Annotated in this window: 15 protein-coding genes and 1 riboswitch; all 15 genes read right to left on the reverse strand. The window is 37.1% G+C overall.

The annotated features are described in order from the left end of the window. Positions 1 to 63 precede the first annotated feature (63 nt). The 15 genes from recA to QRE67_RS17485 all read right to left on the reverse strand — a co-directional run bounded on the left by recA (position 64) and on the right by QRE67_RS17485 (position 17,560). Complete coding sequence (gene recA, locus QRE67_RS17415; RefSeq protein ID WP_286121485.1) at positions 64 to 1,098, reverse strand: recombinase RecA; 1,035 nt, start codon at positions 1,096 to 1,098, stop codon at positions 64 to 66. Positions 1,099 to 1,242: 144 nt separating this feature from the next. Beyond that, positions 1,243 to 2,481 (reverse strand): competence/damage-inducible protein A, encoded by a 1,239-nt coding sequence (locus tag QRE67_RS17420; RefSeq protein ID WP_286121486.1) that lies wholly within the window; start codon positions 2,479 to 2,481, stop codon positions 1,243 to 1,245. A gap of 20 nt (positions 2,482 to 2,501) precedes the next feature. Continuing rightward, positions 2,502 to 3,080, reverse strand: a complete 579-nt coding sequence (gene pgsA / locus QRE67_RS17425; protein WP_286121487.1) for a CDP-diacylglycerol--glycerol-3-phosphate 3-phosphatidyltransferase — start codon at positions 3,078 to 3,080, stop codon at positions 2,502 to 2,504. Positions 3,081 to 3,144: 64 nt separating this feature from the next. Continuing rightward, a complete protein-coding gene (locus QRE67_RS17430; RefSeq protein ID WP_286121488.1) occupies positions 3,145 to 4,065 on the reverse strand; it encodes a helix-turn-helix domain-containing protein in 921 nt (306 codons plus the stop codon). Between the two features lie 21 nt (positions 4,066 to 4,086). Beyond that, positions 4,087 to 4,872 carry a DUF3388 domain-containing protein gene (locus tag QRE67_RS17435; protein WP_242144577.1) on the reverse strand — a complete coding sequence of 262 codons (786 nt, stop codon included), beginning with the start codon at positions 4,870 to 4,872 and terminating at the stop codon, positions 4,087 to 4,089. Positions 4,873 to 5,010: 138 nt separating this feature from the next. Then, positions 5,011 to 5,259, reverse strand: a complete 249-nt coding sequence (locus tag QRE67_RS17440; RefSeq protein ID WP_286121489.1) for a DUF3243 domain-containing protein — start codon at positions 5,257 to 5,259, stop codon at positions 5,011 to 5,013. A gap of 80 nt (positions 5,260 to 5,339) precedes the next feature. Beyond that, positions 5,340 to 6,053: an elongation factor P 5-aminopentanone reductase gene (gene ymfI / locus QRE67_RS17445; RefSeq protein WP_286121490.1), complete on the reverse strand. Its 714-nt coding sequence runs from the start codon at positions 6,051 to 6,053 to the stop codon at positions 5,340 to 5,342. A 217-nt stretch (positions 6,054 to 6,270) separates the two neighbouring features. Further along, positions 6,271 to 7,557: an EF-P 5-aminopentanol modification-associated protein YfmH gene (yfmH, locus tag QRE67_RS17450; RefSeq protein ID WP_286121491.1), complete on the reverse strand. Its 1,287-nt coding sequence runs from the start codon at positions 7,555 to 7,557 to the stop codon at positions 6,271 to 6,273. Further along, on the reverse strand, positions 7,558 to 8,832 hold the full coding sequence (yfmF, locus tag QRE67_RS17455; RefSeq protein ID WP_286121492.1) for an EF-P 5-aminopentanol modification-associated protein YfmF: 1,275 nt from the start codon (positions 8,830 to 8,832) through the stop codon (positions 7,558 to 7,560). A gap of 243 nt (positions 8,833 to 9,075) precedes the next feature. Next, the gene (locus tag QRE67_RS17460; RefSeq protein ID WP_286121493.1) at positions 9,076 to 10,035 is read right to left on the reverse strand and encodes an ABC transporter permease; all 960 of its coding nucleotides are present in this window, start codon (positions 10,033 to 10,035) and stop codon (positions 9,076 to 9,078) included. Continuing rightward, the gene (locus QRE67_RS17465) at positions 10,036 to 11,094 is read right to left on the reverse strand and encodes an ABC transporter permease (RefSeq protein WP_286121494.1); all 1,059 of its coding nucleotides are present in this window, start codon (positions 11,092 to 11,094) and stop codon (positions 10,036 to 10,038) included. After that, a complete protein-coding gene (locus QRE67_RS17470) occupies positions 11,087 to 12,619 on the reverse strand; it encodes an ABC transporter ATP-binding protein (RefSeq protein WP_286121495.1) in 1,533 nt (510 codons plus the stop codon). Before QRE67_RS17470 ends, QRE67_RS17465 begins: the two co-directional genes overlap by 8 nt. A gap of 120 nt (positions 12,620 to 12,739) precedes the next feature. Then, entirely contained in the window at positions 12,740 to 13,813 is a 1,074-nt protein-coding gene (locus tag QRE67_RS17475) for a BMP family lipoprotein (RefSeq protein ID WP_286121496.1), read from the reverse strand. Between the two features lie 88 nt (positions 13,814 to 13,901). Then, positions 13,902 to 14,627: a GntR family transcriptional regulator gene (locus QRE67_RS17480; RefSeq protein WP_286121497.1), complete on the reverse strand. Its 726-nt coding sequence runs from the start codon at positions 14,625 to 14,627 to the stop codon at positions 13,902 to 13,904. Positions 14,628 to 14,861: 234 nt separating this feature from the next. Beyond that, a riboswitch (purine riboswitch) is annotated at positions 14,862 to 14,963 on the reverse strand. Between the two features lie 206 nt (positions 14,964 to 15,169). Further along, positions 15,170 to 17,560 (reverse strand): DNA translocase FtsK, encoded by a 2,391-nt coding sequence (locus QRE67_RS17485; RefSeq protein ID WP_286121498.1) that lies wholly within the window; start codon positions 17,558 to 17,560, stop codon positions 15,170 to 15,172. Positions 17,561 to 17,958: the final 398 nt, after the last annotated feature.

The raw sequence follows: 17,958 nt of genomic DNA on the forward strand, positions 1-17,958 counted from the left end.
TACCTCTAATACTCACCCTATAGATTCCATGATAAAAAAATAAAAGACACGAAATCGTGTCTTTTATTCATTAGAAAGATCCGTATTTTCTCCACTTTCAGAATTAGATCCTTCACCAATACCATGATGCTCACGAATAAAGAATGCAATTTCATCTGTTAGCTCTGGATTTTCTTTTAAAAATTGCTTTGAATTTTCACGACCTTGCCCTAAGCGCTCCTCATTATAGGAATACCATGCTCCACTCTTTTGGACAATATCAAGTTCAGAAGCCATATCTAAAATCTCACCTTGTCTTGAAATCCCTTCTCCGTACATAATATCAACTTCTGCTACGCGGAAAGGAGGTGCCACTTTATTTTTTACTACTTTTATTTTTGTTTTATTACCAACAATGTCGTTACCTTGTTTTAACTGCTCAGCACGACGCACTTCAAGACGCACTGTTGAATAGAATTTCAACGCACGACCACCTGGAGTTGTTTCTGGGTTCCCGAACATAACCCCAACTTTTTCACGAATTTGGTTAATAAAGATAGCGATTGTTTTAGACTTGTTAATTGCACCAGAAAGCTTACGAAGCGCTTGTGACATTAAACGTGCTTGTAAACCAACGTGAGAGTCACCCATTTCACCTTCAATTTCCGCTTTTGGAACAAGAGCTGCTACAGAGTCAATAACGATAATGTCAACTGCACCACTTCGTACTAATGCCTCTGCGATTTCCAAACCTTGTTCACCTGTATCTGGTTGTGATAATAGTAATTCATCAATATTAACACCTAATTTTTGTGCATATACCGGATCCATCGCATGCTCTGCATCAATAAATGCTGCTTGTCCGCCTTGACGTTGCACCTCTGCAATCGCATGTAACGAAACTGTTGTTTTACCTGAACTTTCAGGCCCGTAGATTTCAATAACACGACCTCGTGGATAGCCACCGACACCAAGAGCTACATCAAGTGCTAACGAGCCACTTGAAATCGTAGAAATTCTACGTTCCGCTTGCTCCCCTAATTTCATAATAGAACCTTTACCGAATTGCTTCTCTATTTGTTTTAACGCCATATCTAATGCCGCTTGACGATCACTCATTCAAATTCCTCCTTAACGTTATTGCTAATCTTATTATACCTATTTTCGTTTCAATTTGCCAACAAAAATCGAACGTTTATTCGATTTTTTTATTTTTTCTAGAGAAATGTCTTATTTTCAGCCACAAAAAAAGCTAAAAGAGACTTACATCTCTTCTAGCTTTCTGTATAAATGATAAAACCCATATTTTACAGAACGTTCTCGAATTTGCTGGCGGCTTCCACTTAATATAAGTGGAAAAGCAAGCGTTGGTTTCCCTTCTATTGCTAAGCCAACAAAAACAGTCCCCGGATCTTTTCCTTCTGAAGCATCCGGACCTGCAACTCCAGTAAAACTAATACCAATATCTGCCTTCAAAAGTTTTTTAACGTTTTCAGCGAGGTATCGAGCACATTGTTCACTAACAGCACCCATTGTTTGTAATGTTTCCTCTGGTACTTGCAAAATGTGTTGCTTCACATCGTTATGATAACAGATCACGCCGCCTTTAAATACAGAAGATACACCAGCACTTTCAGTCACTTGATCGCCAAAAAGGCCACCAGTTAAACTTTCCGCACATGCCAATGTTAACCCTTTTTGCTTCAATAGAGCAATCGCTTTATGATGAAGCAAATCTTGATTATATCCGTAGAAGAATTCCCCTACTCTTTCTAAAATTAAATCCTCCACATGCTGAATCAACACTTCTGCTTGCTTAACATCATGATGTTTCGCAGTCAGGCGAAGTGTTACTTCTCCTTCAGAAGCAAGCGGCGCAATCGTTGGATTTGTTTGGTTATCAATTAAATCTTGAACTTTCACTTCTAGTTGAGATTCTCCAATGCCGAAAAAGCGGAGAACGCGAGAATATATATGTTCACCAGTTGTAAAGTTACGTAAAAACGGCTCTACATAACTTGTATACATCGGCTTCATTTCTTTCGGTGGACCTGGTAATAAAATAAATACCTTCTCGTTCTTGGTCAATCCCATACCTGGAGCCATACCGTGATCATTTGCAAATACAGTCGACCCTTTTAAAACAAGTGCTTGCTTCTTATTATTTTCTGTAAACTCACGCCCTGTACGCTTGTAATACGCGCCAATTGACGTTAGTGCTACTTCGTCATACACAAGTTCTTCTTGTAAGGAAGATGCAATCGTTTCCTTTGTTAAATCGTCTTTTGTCGGCCCTAATCCTCCAGTGAAAATTAACATATCTGCTCGCTTCTCAGCAATTTGAATTGCTTCTTGTAAGCGGTGATTATTATCACCTACAACAGTATGATAATAGACATTAATTCCAAGTAAGGCCAACTTCTCAGATAAAAACTTCGCATTTGTATTTGTGATTTGCCCGAGTAATAATTCTGTTCCAACCGCAATAATTTCGGCATTCATTCCGATTCCCCCATAAGCTGTTATTTTGAATTCATAAACACAGCTCTATTTTTCCAGAAATAATCCCATCCTGAAATAACCGTAAAAATAAGTGCAATCCAAATTGTGATTTCCGCAACTGGAATATGAAGTAGATTGAATGGTACATCATGAAGTAGATATGCAGAAATTGCAATCACTTGCATCCACATTTTTATTTTCCCAGGCATCTTTGCAGCTGCCACTTCCCCTGTACCAGCTAATACAAGACGTAGTCCTGTAACCGCAAACTCACGGCTAATAATAACAACAGCGATCCATGTCGCCACATAATGTAAATCCACAAGTGTGATTAATGCGGCAGATACCAACAATTTGTCTGCTAAAGGATCTAAAAACTTCCCTAAATTCGTCACAAGATCGTGTTTTCTTGCATAATGTCCATCAATCCAGTCAGTAGCTGAAGCAATGATGAAAATAATCGCTCCTACCAAATGCTGAATTGGTAAATCCACATTTCCAATTGAATAAGTTCCCCAATTAAAAGGAGCAAGCATAATCACTAGAAAAATTGGGATCAGGCAGATTCGAGATATTGTAATTTTATTTGGTAAATTCACAGCTATTCCTCCATCATGTCAAAAACATTTGTTCATTGCAAAAAAGTCATCGAAGCGATGACTATTATTGTGCTGGTTGTTCTGTCCCTAAGTTTTTAATCACCAATCTTTGATGATATTCTTTTTCTGGATCTAATGGGAAAGCAACAACTTGGCCATTCAGTTTAATTTCAACATTCGGTGCACTTCCAATGTTAAGGCGCACTTCTTTTTCTGTTGTTAAATCACGTTTTTCTGTCTGGCCTTCTTGTAACGTACCATTAAAAATAACATTTTCACCGTCATTTTTAATATCTACATAACTTGCACCTTTCGCTGTAATTTCTAGCTGTAATGCTTTATTATTATGAATTTCCAAAGTAGATACCTTTCCACTTGTTCCAACAACTTTAACTTCCTCTTGTGTTGAAGCTGGTGGCTCTTCTTTTTTTGGTTCTTCTTTTTTTGGTTCTTCTTTTTTAGGCTCTTCTTTTTTGTCTTCTTCCGCTTTTACTTTATCTTTCTTTTCATCAAGCGGAGAATTTTTTGCTTTCTCTACTTCTATTTGTTCACTTTTACTTTGTTTTACTTGTACATCATCTTTTCCAGTCAATGCTTGGAAAATAAACCAAACCGCAATCCCGACTGCTATCACTAACAATGCAATCAAAATCTTTGGCATATGATCTGCAATTGGAAGTGATACTGCTTTTTGCATTGTTTCTTGTGTTTTTTGGCCTTTTGATACTTGTGGTACATCATGAGATACTGATTGTGGTACTACGCTTTGATACTCTACCAACAATTCTTCCCCGTTCAAACCAACGGCGTCCGCATATTGTTTAATAAATGCACGTGCATAAAAAGCACCAGGCAATATACTGTAATCGCCCTCTTCAATCGTCACTAAATATCGTTTTTGAATTTTCGTAACTTCCTGTAGCTGATCAATAGACAAGCCTTTCGCTTCTCTTGCTTCCCTCAGCTTTTGTCCTAATTCCGTCACTGCTAACACCCCAATATTTCTTTAAAAGTCAAACATAGAGAAATTATTTTGCGTTCCTTGCTCAATTTCATCTACTAAATTATATTGAATTTCTTCATCATAATCGTTACGCAACTCAATAATATAATCAAAATCATCAAGTGTATATTCTGATTGACTCACAAATACATCTGGATGTTCGACAACCTTTGTTGCTGGTAATCTCATAATTTCACGAACAAGCTGCCAATGCCTTTCATTCGCACGCTTTGTTGAAACAATTCCATCTAATATAAAAATATTGTCGTCGCTATACTCATCTTCAATCAGTTGACTACGTACGGTTTGTTTAATGAGCGTTGATGAAACAAACAGCCAACGCTTATTTGCACAAACACTTGCAGCAACGATAGATTCTGTTTTCCCAACGCGAGGCATACCTCGAATCCCGATGAGTTTATGGCCCTCTTTTTTCATCAATTCTGCCATAAAATCAACCAGTAATCCTAATTCATCACGTACAAAACGGAATGTCTTTTTATCATCTGCATCTCGTTGTATGTACCTGCCGTGCCGAATTGCCAACCTATCTCGAAGCTTCGGCGGACGATATTTCGTTACCGTTATATTATCCATCGTATTCAAAATTGATTCAAGTCTAGAAATTTGCTCTTGATTATCACACATAAGCAACAGCCCACGTCGAGCATTATCTACACCGTTAATTGTGACAATATTAATGCCAAGCATACCGATTAACGAAGAAACGTCACCAAGCAAGCCAGGTCGGTTTTTATGTATTTCATATTCAAAATACCATTCAATCATTCAAGACCACTCCCCTTGCTTACTTTACACCTACGTACTATATTATATGATTTTACGTTAATAGGGAAGATAAATGTACAATCGAGTCACGGTATTTTCTATCGCTCAAAAAAAAGAGAGGATTTTCTCCTCTCTCTTTTACTTATGTTGTACAAATTTCACCATTAAATTCGCAATTGTATGCTGCTCTTGCTCATCAGCAACTTTCCAAAGCTCCGCTAAAAGCTTTTCTTGGTCATTGCGTGCCTGTACTTCATTTGCAAGATAATCTCCAACGCGGTATGCCATATCTGAAACAGTACCACCATCAAGACCTTTTCCTTGCGCTTGCTCTAGACGCTCTCCTAAAAAGCCTTTCCATTGTTCAAAGTTATCTAATACTGACATGTTTAAGCACCTCACTATTAAGTAATAGAATCATGCTTAATTTGTACAATTTCTTGCTTTTTATGTATTTATTTTTTATTTTAACAATGCCAACCACCGTTGACTCCAATAATTTGTCCTGTTATATAGGAAGAGTTCGGGGAAACAAGGAAAGAGACGGTTTTTGCAACCTCTTCTGGCACTCCTAATCGTCCAGCTGGAATTTCTTCCGCGATCCCTTTCTTATCCTCCTCTGAAAATACGCTTAACATTTCCGTTTCTATTGCTCCTGGAGCTACTGCATTTACACGTACACCACTTAAAGCAACTTCCTTTGCCAAGGCTTTGACATAAGAATTTTGTGCACCTTTTACCATAGAATATAGTACTTCACAAGAAGCCCCTATTTGCCCCCATATAGATGAAATGATAACGATATTTCCATAACGCATACGAATCATTGATGGAAGTGCAAATGACAGAAGTTTATATACACTTTTCACCTGCAATTCCACCATTTCATTCAATTGCTCATTTGTAACATCTGTCGCTAACCCAAATATACTTTTTCCAGCTGCATACACAATGACGTCAATTGGATGATGAATTTGTGCCCAAAGCTTTTCTGCACCATCTGGCGCTGCCAAATTCGCTTGGACTGGAATAATCGTACCAAACCGCAGCTCTAATTCTTTAACTTTCTCTTCACTTCGATTGTAATGAACATATACTGTATAACCATCTTCAATTAACTGTGTTGTAATTGCGGAGCCAATTCCTCCGCTTCCCCCAGTCACTAATGCAAACTTTTTCATGTCTTTCCTCTCTTGAATCCATTCGTTGTTCCATCAATATAGGAAAGGCCCATATTGATGACTTTATCCCGCATTAACGGGCAGTAATCCCCCCACATCAAAGTTATGCCAAAAACAAAAAAGTTAGGTGGGGGATAAACTGCCCGTAAAAGCCCGATTCGTTCAACTAATAATCATTGGAGGATGAAAAAATCCCCCCAATGATTAAAGTTTCACTTTATTTCTTCGGCAATACTTGGCAAACGCTTATTCTTTCTTCTGATAAGAGTGTTTTTGCTACTTCTTGCAAATCTCGAACCGTTAAGCTCTCTAAAGTCGAAAGTGCATCAAATAAACTAGAGCCATTGAAAGCATATCGTGTAAATTGATTTGCAATATATTCTGGCGAGTTGAGCGAGCGTAAAAAGCCACCAATTTTCTTTTTCTTTACACGTTCTAACGTTTCTTCGCTTAACTCATCATAATTTGTTTCCAGCAAAATACTGATTAAACGATTTGCTAACTCGTCGGGTTGTTTCGTGTCGCCCCCAACCATTGCAAAACCAAAATTACTTTCTTCCGTGTAATCATAAGCGAACGTATCATCAATTAAACCTTCATTATATAAAGACTCATAATGCGTAGAACCTTTTCCAAATAAATAATCTAAAAGCAGTGTCAATGCAATTTCCTGCTTTAAAAGTTCATCACCTTTTTGTTTTAGTTGATTTGCTTTCACACCAACTAAACATTTTGGAGTTTGAACAGGCATGGAAATGACCATTTTCCTCTCATTTACTTCTTCTGGTTCTTCTTCAAAAGAACGAACGATTTCTGGTTGGTTTTTATAATCTTTCTTCGCCTGATTTTCACGTACTAAATCCATTGTTTTTTCTGGATCAATTGCGCCTACAACAAACATCAGCATATTGCTCGGATGATAAAAAGTTTCGTAGCATTCATATAATAAGTCTTTTGTAATGTTGCTAATGGACTCAATCGTTCCAGCAATATCAATCTTAATCGGATGTTTGACAAATAAGCTATCGATTAAGCCGAAATATAAGCGCCAATCTGGATTATCTTGATACATTTGAATTTCTTGACCGATAATTCCTTTTTCCTTTTCAACGGTTTGTTCAGAGAAATAAGGTTCCTGTACGAAATTCAATAATGTATTTAAATTTGTTTCTACATTTGATGTACACGAAAACAAATAGGCCGTTCTCGTAAATGACGTAAACGCATTAGCAGAAGCCCCTTGTTTACTAAACAGTTGAAATGCATCATGATCTTCTTTCTCAAACAACTTATGCTCAAGGAAATGGGCGATTCCATCCGGTACTCGAATCATTTCTTCTTTTCCAAGTGGAACAAACGTATTATCCATAGAACCGTATTTTGTTGTAAATGTTGCAAATGTTTTATTAAAACCCTGTTTTGGTAGAATGTATACTTCTAATCCATTCGGAAGCTTTTCATAATAGAGTGTTTCTTTTAATTGTTCATAAACGATTTTTTCCATTTATTCTCCCTCCGTTCCGTGTAAAAAGTAAATGGTATCTAACTCAATGCTATTCGCAACTTTTACAACATCTTCTTTTGTAACACGTTCAATTCCCGTTAACCATTCCTCTACCGGGCGCGTACGTTCTGCAATGACACCATGATAAAGGAGCTCAACGAAACCGCGCGGTGTATCAATTGCTTCTAAAATTTGATTTTGAATCACGCTTTTTGTTTGTTTCATTTCCTCTTCTGAAAAATCACCATTTTGCATCGCTTTCATCTGCTCTTTAATGATCGTAACTGCTTTTTCATAATTTTTTGCTTCAATTCCAGACATAACAAAGAGGAGTCCTTTATGGCTTTCAAAGCGAGATGCTGCATAATATGCTAAACTGTTTTTTTCACGTACATTGACAAACAATTTCGAATGTGAAAAACCTCCAAATAAACCGTTGAACAACTGCAGTGCAAAATAATCTTCATCGCGGTACGTAATGTACGTGCGATATCCAATATTTAATTTACTTTGCTTTAATTCTTGTTTCTCCACTATTTCTTGTTCTTCATTATTCCTTTTATGAAGAAGGACATTTTTTTCTTTCGGCGCACGAGGCGAAATTGAAAAATATTTACCTACAAGATCAATTGCATCTTCTCCAATATCACCAATGATATATAAATCCATTTCATCTTCTGCTAACACTTTTTGATAATATTGATATAAAGTTTCACTGGCTATACTTGTTACGCGCTCCTTTTGTCCATTCGCACTTAAACGATATGGTTCCACTTTACACATTTCTTCTATTAATCGTTCATTTGCATAACGCATTTTATCATCATATGTAGCTTCAATTCGTTGCACAAGTGCCCTTTTCTCGCTTTCTACAATCGATTGCAGAAAGCCGTTTCCTTCTGTTGCCGGATGTAATACAATATCCGACAGCATTGCAAGTGCTTTTTCAAACAGCGGCGGTGCATCTTGTAAATACGTTTCATTTGCAATGTCTACATAAATAGAGATAATATGATCTTCCCCTTTTTTACTTACATCCACCGCTAGGGAAGAACCGTATAATTCCTCTAAATATTGACGAAGACGAATAACAGATGGTAGTTTTTCTGTTGCGCTTTGTAATACATATGGCAATAGCGCTCGCTCTGTCACCGTTTCCTCGTTTAAAGGTGCTTTTAAGCGAAATACAAAGGTATTCGTTTTATATTTGTCTGTTGGAATAATATGTACACGCAAACCACCTAGTTCATGCATTTGCTGTTCCATTAATTTCATTATATAGCCCTCCTTTACATATGTAGGAATATTCCTCTTCAATATACAGTTTTTAGAAAAGAAAAAGCAACTTTTCTTACCTTTTCACTTTATCCTACTATCACATCATCTCTTATAATGTAAGTATCGTATAAAAGGTATTTTACTGTATTAGACATATTGTATGTAAAAAAGCTCGCACTAATGTGCGAGCTTTTTACATCTTACTTTTTTATTACAAATACTTTTAACTGCAAGAGGTCTTTATCGTTTCCCTTTTTCATATGGCGTTCCAAGTGCTTTTGGAGCTTCTGAACGTCCTACAAAACCAACGAGTGCCAAAATCGTGAATACATATGGTAATATCGTTAAGAAAATACTTGGAATTTGATCTAATATAGGAATCGTACCACCTGTTACACCAAGAGATTGTGCAAAACCGAAAAACAGAGCAGCACCAAGAGCACCGAGCGGATTCCATTTACCAAAAATCATAGCTGCTAACGCTAAAAATCCTTGTCCTGTAATCGTTACACCTGAAAAGTTATTTGAGATCGACATTGCGAAGATGGCACCACCAACCCCAGCAAACATTCCTGAAATACAAACAGCGATATAACGCATTTTGTACACATTAATCCCCATTGTATCCGCCGCCATCGGATGCTCACCAACAGCACGCAGGCGAAGACCAAATGGAGTTTTATAAATAATGTACCAAACAACAAATGCTAAAATAATGGCAATATACGATGTTAATGGTACATTTGAGAAAAAGATTTTTCCGATGACCGGAATATCAGAAAGTCCTGGAACATCAATTTTTTCAATACGATATTGAATAAAATCAGTTTGTCCTTTTCCAAATATCTTCTTAATTGCAAAGACTGTTAAACCGAGCGCTAAAAAGTTAATGGCAACCCCACTTACCACTTGATCAGCACGGAATGTAATGGATGCAACCGCATGAAGAAGAGCAAATAGTCCACCGCCAATTGCAGCAAATATAAGTGCAATCCAAGGCGTCATCGGACCCCACGTATCACCCATTAACAAGGTTGTAACAATACCAACAAATGCACCAAATAACATTAACCCTTCTAATGCAATATTTACAACACCGGATTTTTCGCTAAACACTCCGCCGAGCGCTGTAAAGATAAGTGGTGCTGCCGTATATAACGTACCTGTCACAAGAATGGCTAAAATATCTAGGAAACTCATTTATTTCCCCTCCTTGCTCATGCGTGTAAGCGCCCACCGTAAAACATAACTACAAGCAACAAAGAAGATAATACATGCAATGATTACATTAATTAACTCAGACGGAACATCTGCTTCGAAGTTCATTTGTGGTGCTGCACTTTTTAAACCACCGAATAATAATGCTGCTAGTAAAATACCAAATGGATTATTTCCTCCAAGAAGTGCTACTGCGATTCCATCAAATCCAATTCCCGTAAACGAAGACATGGCCGTCATATTTTGGAATGTTCCAAGCCCTTCCATTGCACCGCCGATTCCTGCAAACGCGCCAGCAATTGTCATCGATAATATAACGTTACGAGATACTTTCATACCAGCATATTGAGAAGCATGTTGGTTAAATCCAACTGATTTCAATTCATATCCTAAAGTAGTTCGATCTAATAAGAACCACATGAGAATTGCAACTAGAATCGCAACTACAATTCCCCAGTGAAGACGAGATCCTTCCGTTAAAGAGGATAACCACTCAGATGATAAAGATGCGCTCGACTGTATATCATATGATTTCTCATTTGCTTCATGTAAAAAGCGTTTAATAAGGTCATATGTGACATAAAGTGCAATATAGTTCATCATAATAGTCACAATAACTTCATTAACCTTAAATTTTCCTTTCAAATATCCAGGAATAAAGCCCCAAAGTCCGCCAACAATTGCTGCAACTAGAATCGATAAGGGAATATGAAGAAATGCTGGTAATGAAACAGCATATCCAAACCAAACCGCTGCAAGCCAGCCCACTAATAGTTGGCCTTCAACACCGATATTAAATAGTCCAGTACGGAACGCAAATGCAACAGAAAGACCAGCTAAAACAAGTGGAATCATCGTACGAAGCGTTTCACCTAAAGCCTGCGGATTTCCAACCATACCTTCCCATAACGCTGTATAGCCGACAATTGGATCGTATCCACTGACTAACATGACAATGGCGCCAACAAGCAAACCAAAGATAACGGATAACACTGGAACTAAAATATTAATCGTTCGCTCCGTTAAAAATTTTTTAGCCATTTGTATTCACCTTCTCTTTCCCTGTTCCCCCAGCCATTAAAAGACCAAGCTGTTGCTCGTTCGTTTCTTTCGCATCAATAATCGCAACGATTTTCCCTTCATAAATAACAGCAACGCGGTCACTTACATTTAAAATTTCATCAAGTTCCAACGAAAGAAGAAGCACTGCTTTTCCTTTATCTCTCTGCTCAATTAATTTTTTATGAATGAATTCAATAGCTCCCACATCTAAACCACGTGTTGGCTGTGCTGCAATTAATAAATCTGGGTCACGATCTACTTCACGTGCAATAATTGCTTTTTGTTGGTTCCCACCAGATAATGCTCGAGCTAATGTTTGTTCACTTGGCGTACGCACATCAAACTGCTCAATAAGCGCTTTAGCTTTTGCTGTGATTTTAGCAAAATTCAAAACACCTTTATTAGAAAATGGATTTTTATAATATGTTTGTAAAACCATATTATCTCTTACTGAAAAATCGAGAACGAGACCATGTTTATGACGATCTTCCGGAATATGACCGATACCCTCTTCTGTAATCCGCCTAACAGGCCAATTTGTTATTTCCTTCTCTCTAATTGCAATAGAACCTGACTCAACTTTTCGTAAACCAGTAATCGCTTCTATTAGTTCACTTTGTCCATTGCCATCAATCCCTGCAATACCGATAATTTCTCCTGCACGAACAGTTAAGTCAAGCCCTTTTACAGCAGGCAATTGACGTGCATCATGAACCACAAGGTTTGCAATAGAAAGTACCTCTTCCTTAGGTTTGGCGTCTGACTTTTCTGTTTTAAAATTCACTTGACGTCCGACCATTAATTCTGCAAGTTTATGTTCATCTGTATGTGCAACGTCAACAGTTCCAATTCCTTTACCTTTACGAATAATCGTACAACGATCGCAAACTTCCATAATTTCTTTTAACTTATGTGTAATAAGAATGATAGATTTGCCTTCTTGCACAAGTTTTTTCATAATTTGAATCAGTTCATGAATTTCTTGAGGTGTCAATACAGCTGTTGGCTCATCAAAAATTAAAATATCCGCCCCACGATAGAGCGTTTTTAGTATTTCCACACGCTGCTGCATCCCAACAGAGATATCTTCAATTTTTGCATATGGATCCACCGCTAAACCGTATTGTTCAGATAACTTTTTAATTTCTTTTGCCGCTTCATCAATGGCAATCTTCCCTTTTTTCTTCGGTTCATTTCCTAGAATAATATTCTCTGTAACTGTAAAATTATGAACAAGCATAAAATGCTGATGCACCATCCCAATACCAAAGTCATTTGCAATATTAGGGTTTGTAATTTTTACAGATTTCCCTTTAATTTTAATTTCTCCCTGCTCCGGTTGATACAAACCAAATAGTACATTCATTAACGTTGATTTCCCTGCACCATTTTCTCCAAGTAAAGCATGTATTTCTCCCTGTTTTACTTGCAGCGTAATATTATCATTCGCTACAATTCCTGGGAATACTTTTGTAATATTATTCATCTCAATTACGTATTCCATATTGTTCCTCCTTTTAGCAGGGAACAGTCCCCTATTACACTCTATTAACAGCAACCTTAGTACACACTTTATATATGCAAAGGTTAGTTCTAAGAACTAACCTTTGCTATTTCTCTATAATTATTTTTTAAGAGAAGCTTCATATGTTTTGTACTCTTCTGGAGTAGCTGGTACTTTAATTTCACCATCTGTAATTTTCTTTTCAAACTCTTCCACTTTTGTTAAAATTTCTGGATTTACTTTTTTCACGTTATCAGTTGTTTTCGCAATACCAATACCGTCATCTTTTAAACCAAACTCTTCTATTTTTCCACCTTTTAACTTACCATCTTTTGCTTCTTGTGCTACTTTCTCAACCGCAATGTCAACACGTTTTACCATAGAAGTTAAAGTTACGTTTTCAGGCATACCTTCTTGATTTTGGTCACGGTCAACTCCGATTACCCAAACGTTTTCACCTTTTTTCTTACGGTTTTTTGCTTCTGTAAATACACCGTTACCAGTTGCACCAGAAGCATGATAAATTACGTCAATGCCTTGACCATACATTGCTGATGCTAATACAGAGCCTTTTTCCGGTTTATCAAATGCATCTGCATATTGCACTACAACTTCAATGTTAGGATTTACCGCTTTGGCACCAGCTTTAAATCCAGATTCAAACTTCTCAATTAATGGACTTTTTACTCCACCGATAAATCCAACTTTATTTGATTTCGTTGTCATTGCTGCTACAGCTCCAACAAGGAAAGAACCTTCATGGTCTTTAAATGTAATGCTTGTTACGTTTGGTTTTTCAACAACTGTATCTACAATCGCAAACTGTTGTTTTGGATATTGATCTGCTACTTTTTCAATTGAATCTTGCATTAAGAATCCAATACCGAATGTTACATTATAATTACTTTTCGCAAACTTTGTTAAGTTTGGAATATAGTCTGAATCCTTGCTTGATTGAAGGTAACGATATCCTTCATTTTTTTTCAAGTCGTTGTCTTTACCAAAACTCGTTAAACCTTCCCAAGCGGATTGGTTAAATGATTTATCATCTACGCCCCCAACGTCTGTAACCATACCAACTTTAAAGCTTGTATCTGCTTTTTTGTCACTTGCCTTATCCGAGTTGCCACATGCACCTAAAACTGCAGTTGCTGCTAAAGTTAATGATAATAAAATACCTGTTTTTTTCTTCATACTAGAAACCCCTCCTAATTTATATATCTATCTACTAATATGCCATTGTCCCCTTCTTCTTGCTGTCACCTCCCTAAAAAGGGACACATTACATACGCTTTCTTAATACGTGAAAGCTAAATTTATCTGCTCTAAAATAATTAATAGAATATAAGATTGCTTCGTCATTTTGATCATAGTGCATTTGCTTTAAAATAAGCAGCGCTGTTTCTGGTCCACATTGTAAAATCGGCGATATTTTTGGATGATAGCCCATCGGTTCAATATGTGCAACCGCATATGTAATACGTTTATGCGTGTTATTGTGTATGACTGTAAGAAGCGATTCCTCATTGTATTCCGATAAATTTGGTAATACTTCTTTTGCTAATTTATCAATGCAATAGACAACAGGTTCTCCGTCTGCTGTACGAACGCGTTCAATCATTAACGCCTCAAAGCCTTCTTCACTATTAAACTTTTCTTTTTCTTCTTCTGTTAAGCTCGTAGTAGATGATGATAAAAAGATTGTTCCCGGTGTTTTCCCCACACTAGTAATCATATCTGTAATACTTGAAAGCTGTTCAATTCCAGAAGAAAACAAAGGTTTTGCATTCACAAAAGTACCAACACCATGTCTACGAATGACAACATTTTCTTCTTCTAAAATACGTAATGCTTCACGTAAAGTAGCTCTACTTACGCCGAGTTCTTTCGCTAAATCAAATTCTGAAGGCAACTTCTGTTTCTCTTTATATGCCCCGCTTTTGATTTTTTCTTTAATATGGTCGATCACCCGTAAATATAAGTGTCGACTATCGGATTTGACTGACATAAGACTCCCCCGCATTCCAATTATTCGACCTCTGATGTAAGACTTCTGTTCTCTTTTTCCAACGGATCATATAGTATGAAGCGCCCTAAATTAAAATAGAAAATAATGATTTGTCGAATAAGTGTTAATAATTTTGTAAGGTGAAATTTTCTATCTTTATTTTATAAAAAAAACTTTGCACCCAACATTTCTCTTGTAGAGAAAAAGTTAGGCACAAAGATCCTTACATCCTTTGTTACACACTTTTCCCCTCATAGTCCAGCAATTCATGGTTGCTAGGTAGAAACTTATGGACCTTATTTCCAAGATTATATGAGGTACTGATTCTTTTCGAAGTAATCGTACCACTTGTCCCAATATGTGTCAACACAATTCGACACTTTTCCAAGATAAATATCGAACGTTTTCCAAACTAACCATAAAAGCATTCGTATTCTAAAGATATCCCTTTGAATGAAAGCCCTTTCTTTCTAGGTGACTATAGTATATAACAAAATTCCCATATAAAAAAGCCCAATTGTATAAACAATTGGGCTTTTTTATTAAGAACTTTTTTCTTGTATATCTGTAATCAATACTTCTCTTGGCTTGCTACCTTCGTATGGTCCAACTACACCGTTCATCTCCATCGCATCAATGAGGCGTGCCGCACGTGTATATCCAACTCGGAATCTACGCTGCAACATAGAAACAGACGCCGTTTGCATTTCTACAACAAGTTGAACTGCTTCATCATATAAACTATCTTCTACTTCTCGCTTTGTATCTGGTACATCTTGTGGAATCATATCTTCTTGATATTGTGCTTTTTGCTGTGCAACAACGTATTCCACTACTCTTTCTACTTCATCATCTGATAAAAATGCACCTTGTACGCGAACTGGTTTTGAAGCACCGATTGGTATAAATAACATATCTCCGCGTCCTAATAGTTTTTCTGCGCCTCCGCCATCAAGAATCGTCCGAGAATCAGTTTGCGAAGAAACCGCAAAGGCAATACGAGATGGAATATTCGCTTTAATAACACCGGTAATAACGTCAACAGACGGACGCTGCGTCGCAATAATTAAATGAATGCCAGCAGCACGTGCCATTTGCGCAAGACGCATAATTGCATCTTCTACATCAGAAGAGGCGACCATCATTAAATCTGCTAACTCGTCCACAATAACAACAATGTATGGAAGCTCTGGCTGTTTTGCTTCTGATTGATCATTATGGTTTCTAACGTATTCGTTATACCCTTCAATATTACGCGTACCACTATGAGCAAACAATTCATAGCGACGCTCCATTTCACTGACAACTTTTTTCAGTGCTTGTGATGCTTTCTTTGGATCCGTTACAACGGGCGTTAATAAATGTGGGACACCATTATACACATTTAACTCTACCATTTTCGGATCAATCATCATCAATTTTACTTCATGCGGTTTTGCGCGCATTAAAATACTAACGATAATGCCATTGATACATACACTTTTTCCGCTACCAGTTGCTCCAGCTACTAATAGATGGGGCATTTTATTTAAACGCGCTAACACGGCTTCACCGGTAATATCACGACCAAGACCAATTAATAGCTTTTCTTCTGGATGATTGTTTGCTTTCGAATCCAGTACTTCTCTAAGTGTTACCATCGCAACTTCTGAATTCGGTACTTCAATCCCCACTGCTGATTTCCCGGGAATTGGTGCTTCAATTCGAATATCTTTTGCAGCTAACGCAAGGGCTAAATCATCACTTAAACTTACAATTTTACTTACTTTAACCCCCATATCGGGATAAACCTCATATTTCGTAACCGCAGGACCTTTATGCACTTTCGTTACTTTTGCTTTTACACCAAAACTTTGGAATGTGCGTTCCAACTTACGGGCATTTTCATAAATTTTCTCATTCTCATTTGAAACTTGTTTATTTTTTGGAAACTTCAATATGTCTAAAGATGGGAGCTTATAATCTTTATTTTCCACATTTGCAAATTGCATCGGTGGTGCTTTTATTTCCCCTTCAAGAGACTCAACAATTTTTTCTCCTCTTTTTTTCTGCGGTTGCTCTTTTTGTACAGGAGGAATTTCTTCCTCCACCATATGCGACGGAGCAATTAAATTGTTTTCATTTTTGTTATCCTTATCTTTCTCTTCACTTACAGGATAATTCTCTGTAAAATTCGAAATAATAGGTGGTCCGATTTCTATTTCTTCTATCGGCTCATCAATTTCTTCTTGAACGTCTTGACGTGCACTATGCGTACGCCTTGCTGTTTTTTTCTTTTCTGTTTGCTCAGCAGCACGTTTCGTTCTCCAGTCCTTATAATCTCCCTGCATGTCTTGAAACTGACTTCGTAATATCCGGCCAATCGGAGCGAGTACTTCTCCGATATGTTTGTTCGTAATACAAAGTATACCAAGAATAACAAGAATAATACCGACGATATAGGCCCCTACTTCATCAAATAAAAAGTAACATGTTGCAAACATAAGGGCACCAAACATACCACCGCCTAGATGAACAGATTCTACACCTTTTTTCATCTCATAAAAAAATAAATCTTTCGTACTAACAATCACAGATGCATTTTCTACTGTTCCCTCTTTTGAGAGAAGGTTAAATAATGTAATATGACTAAACATTAATATTGCTAATATAATTAAATATACACCAATTAATCGCTTATTTAATAATGTTGGCCATGCTCGTTTTATGACAAATGCAATTGATAACGCAATTACACCTAGCACGCCAATTATGTACCATTCTCCAAAGAAAAAGCGAAAAAATAACACAAACGCTTTACCTACAACACCTAGCTGTAAAATTGTAATAATTGAAAGTGCAAAAAGAGTCAAACCGACGATTTCATAATACAAAGTTGGTTTTATCGTACGTCTTGCTTTTGCTTTCGTCCCTCTTTGCTTTTGTTTTGCCATTTCTTCACCTCAAATTCCTAAATAAAGTAAAACTTTCGTTCATAGAAAATTTTCTCTATATATCGTTCGCTACATCAATCTGATCTTTCCAAACAGCCTTTCACCATCTATTTCTCATACTTCTTTTGAAATGCAAAATAGACAGAAGAAAGCAGCCTAATCATGGCTGCTCAACCGTCTTGTTTTTTATATTATACCATAGCCTCTGAACAAAATCCTGCTTTTTACTAAAAGTACGTGTTCAAAAAGGAGGATAAAGAGAGCCAAGCAGTTCGAGGCACGGAAGCCAGGAGGATACGGAGTGTAGCTGGAACTACATGAGTACCGGACTGGCGACGTAACGAAGAAATGCGACAGCTATCTTTACCGGACTTTTTGAGCTTCCTCTAGTACGTGTT

It is taken from the genome of Bacillus sp. DX3.1, assembly GCF_030292155.1.
Taxonomy (GTDB): Bacteria; Bacillota; Bacilli; order Bacillales; family Bacillaceae_G; genus Bacillus_A.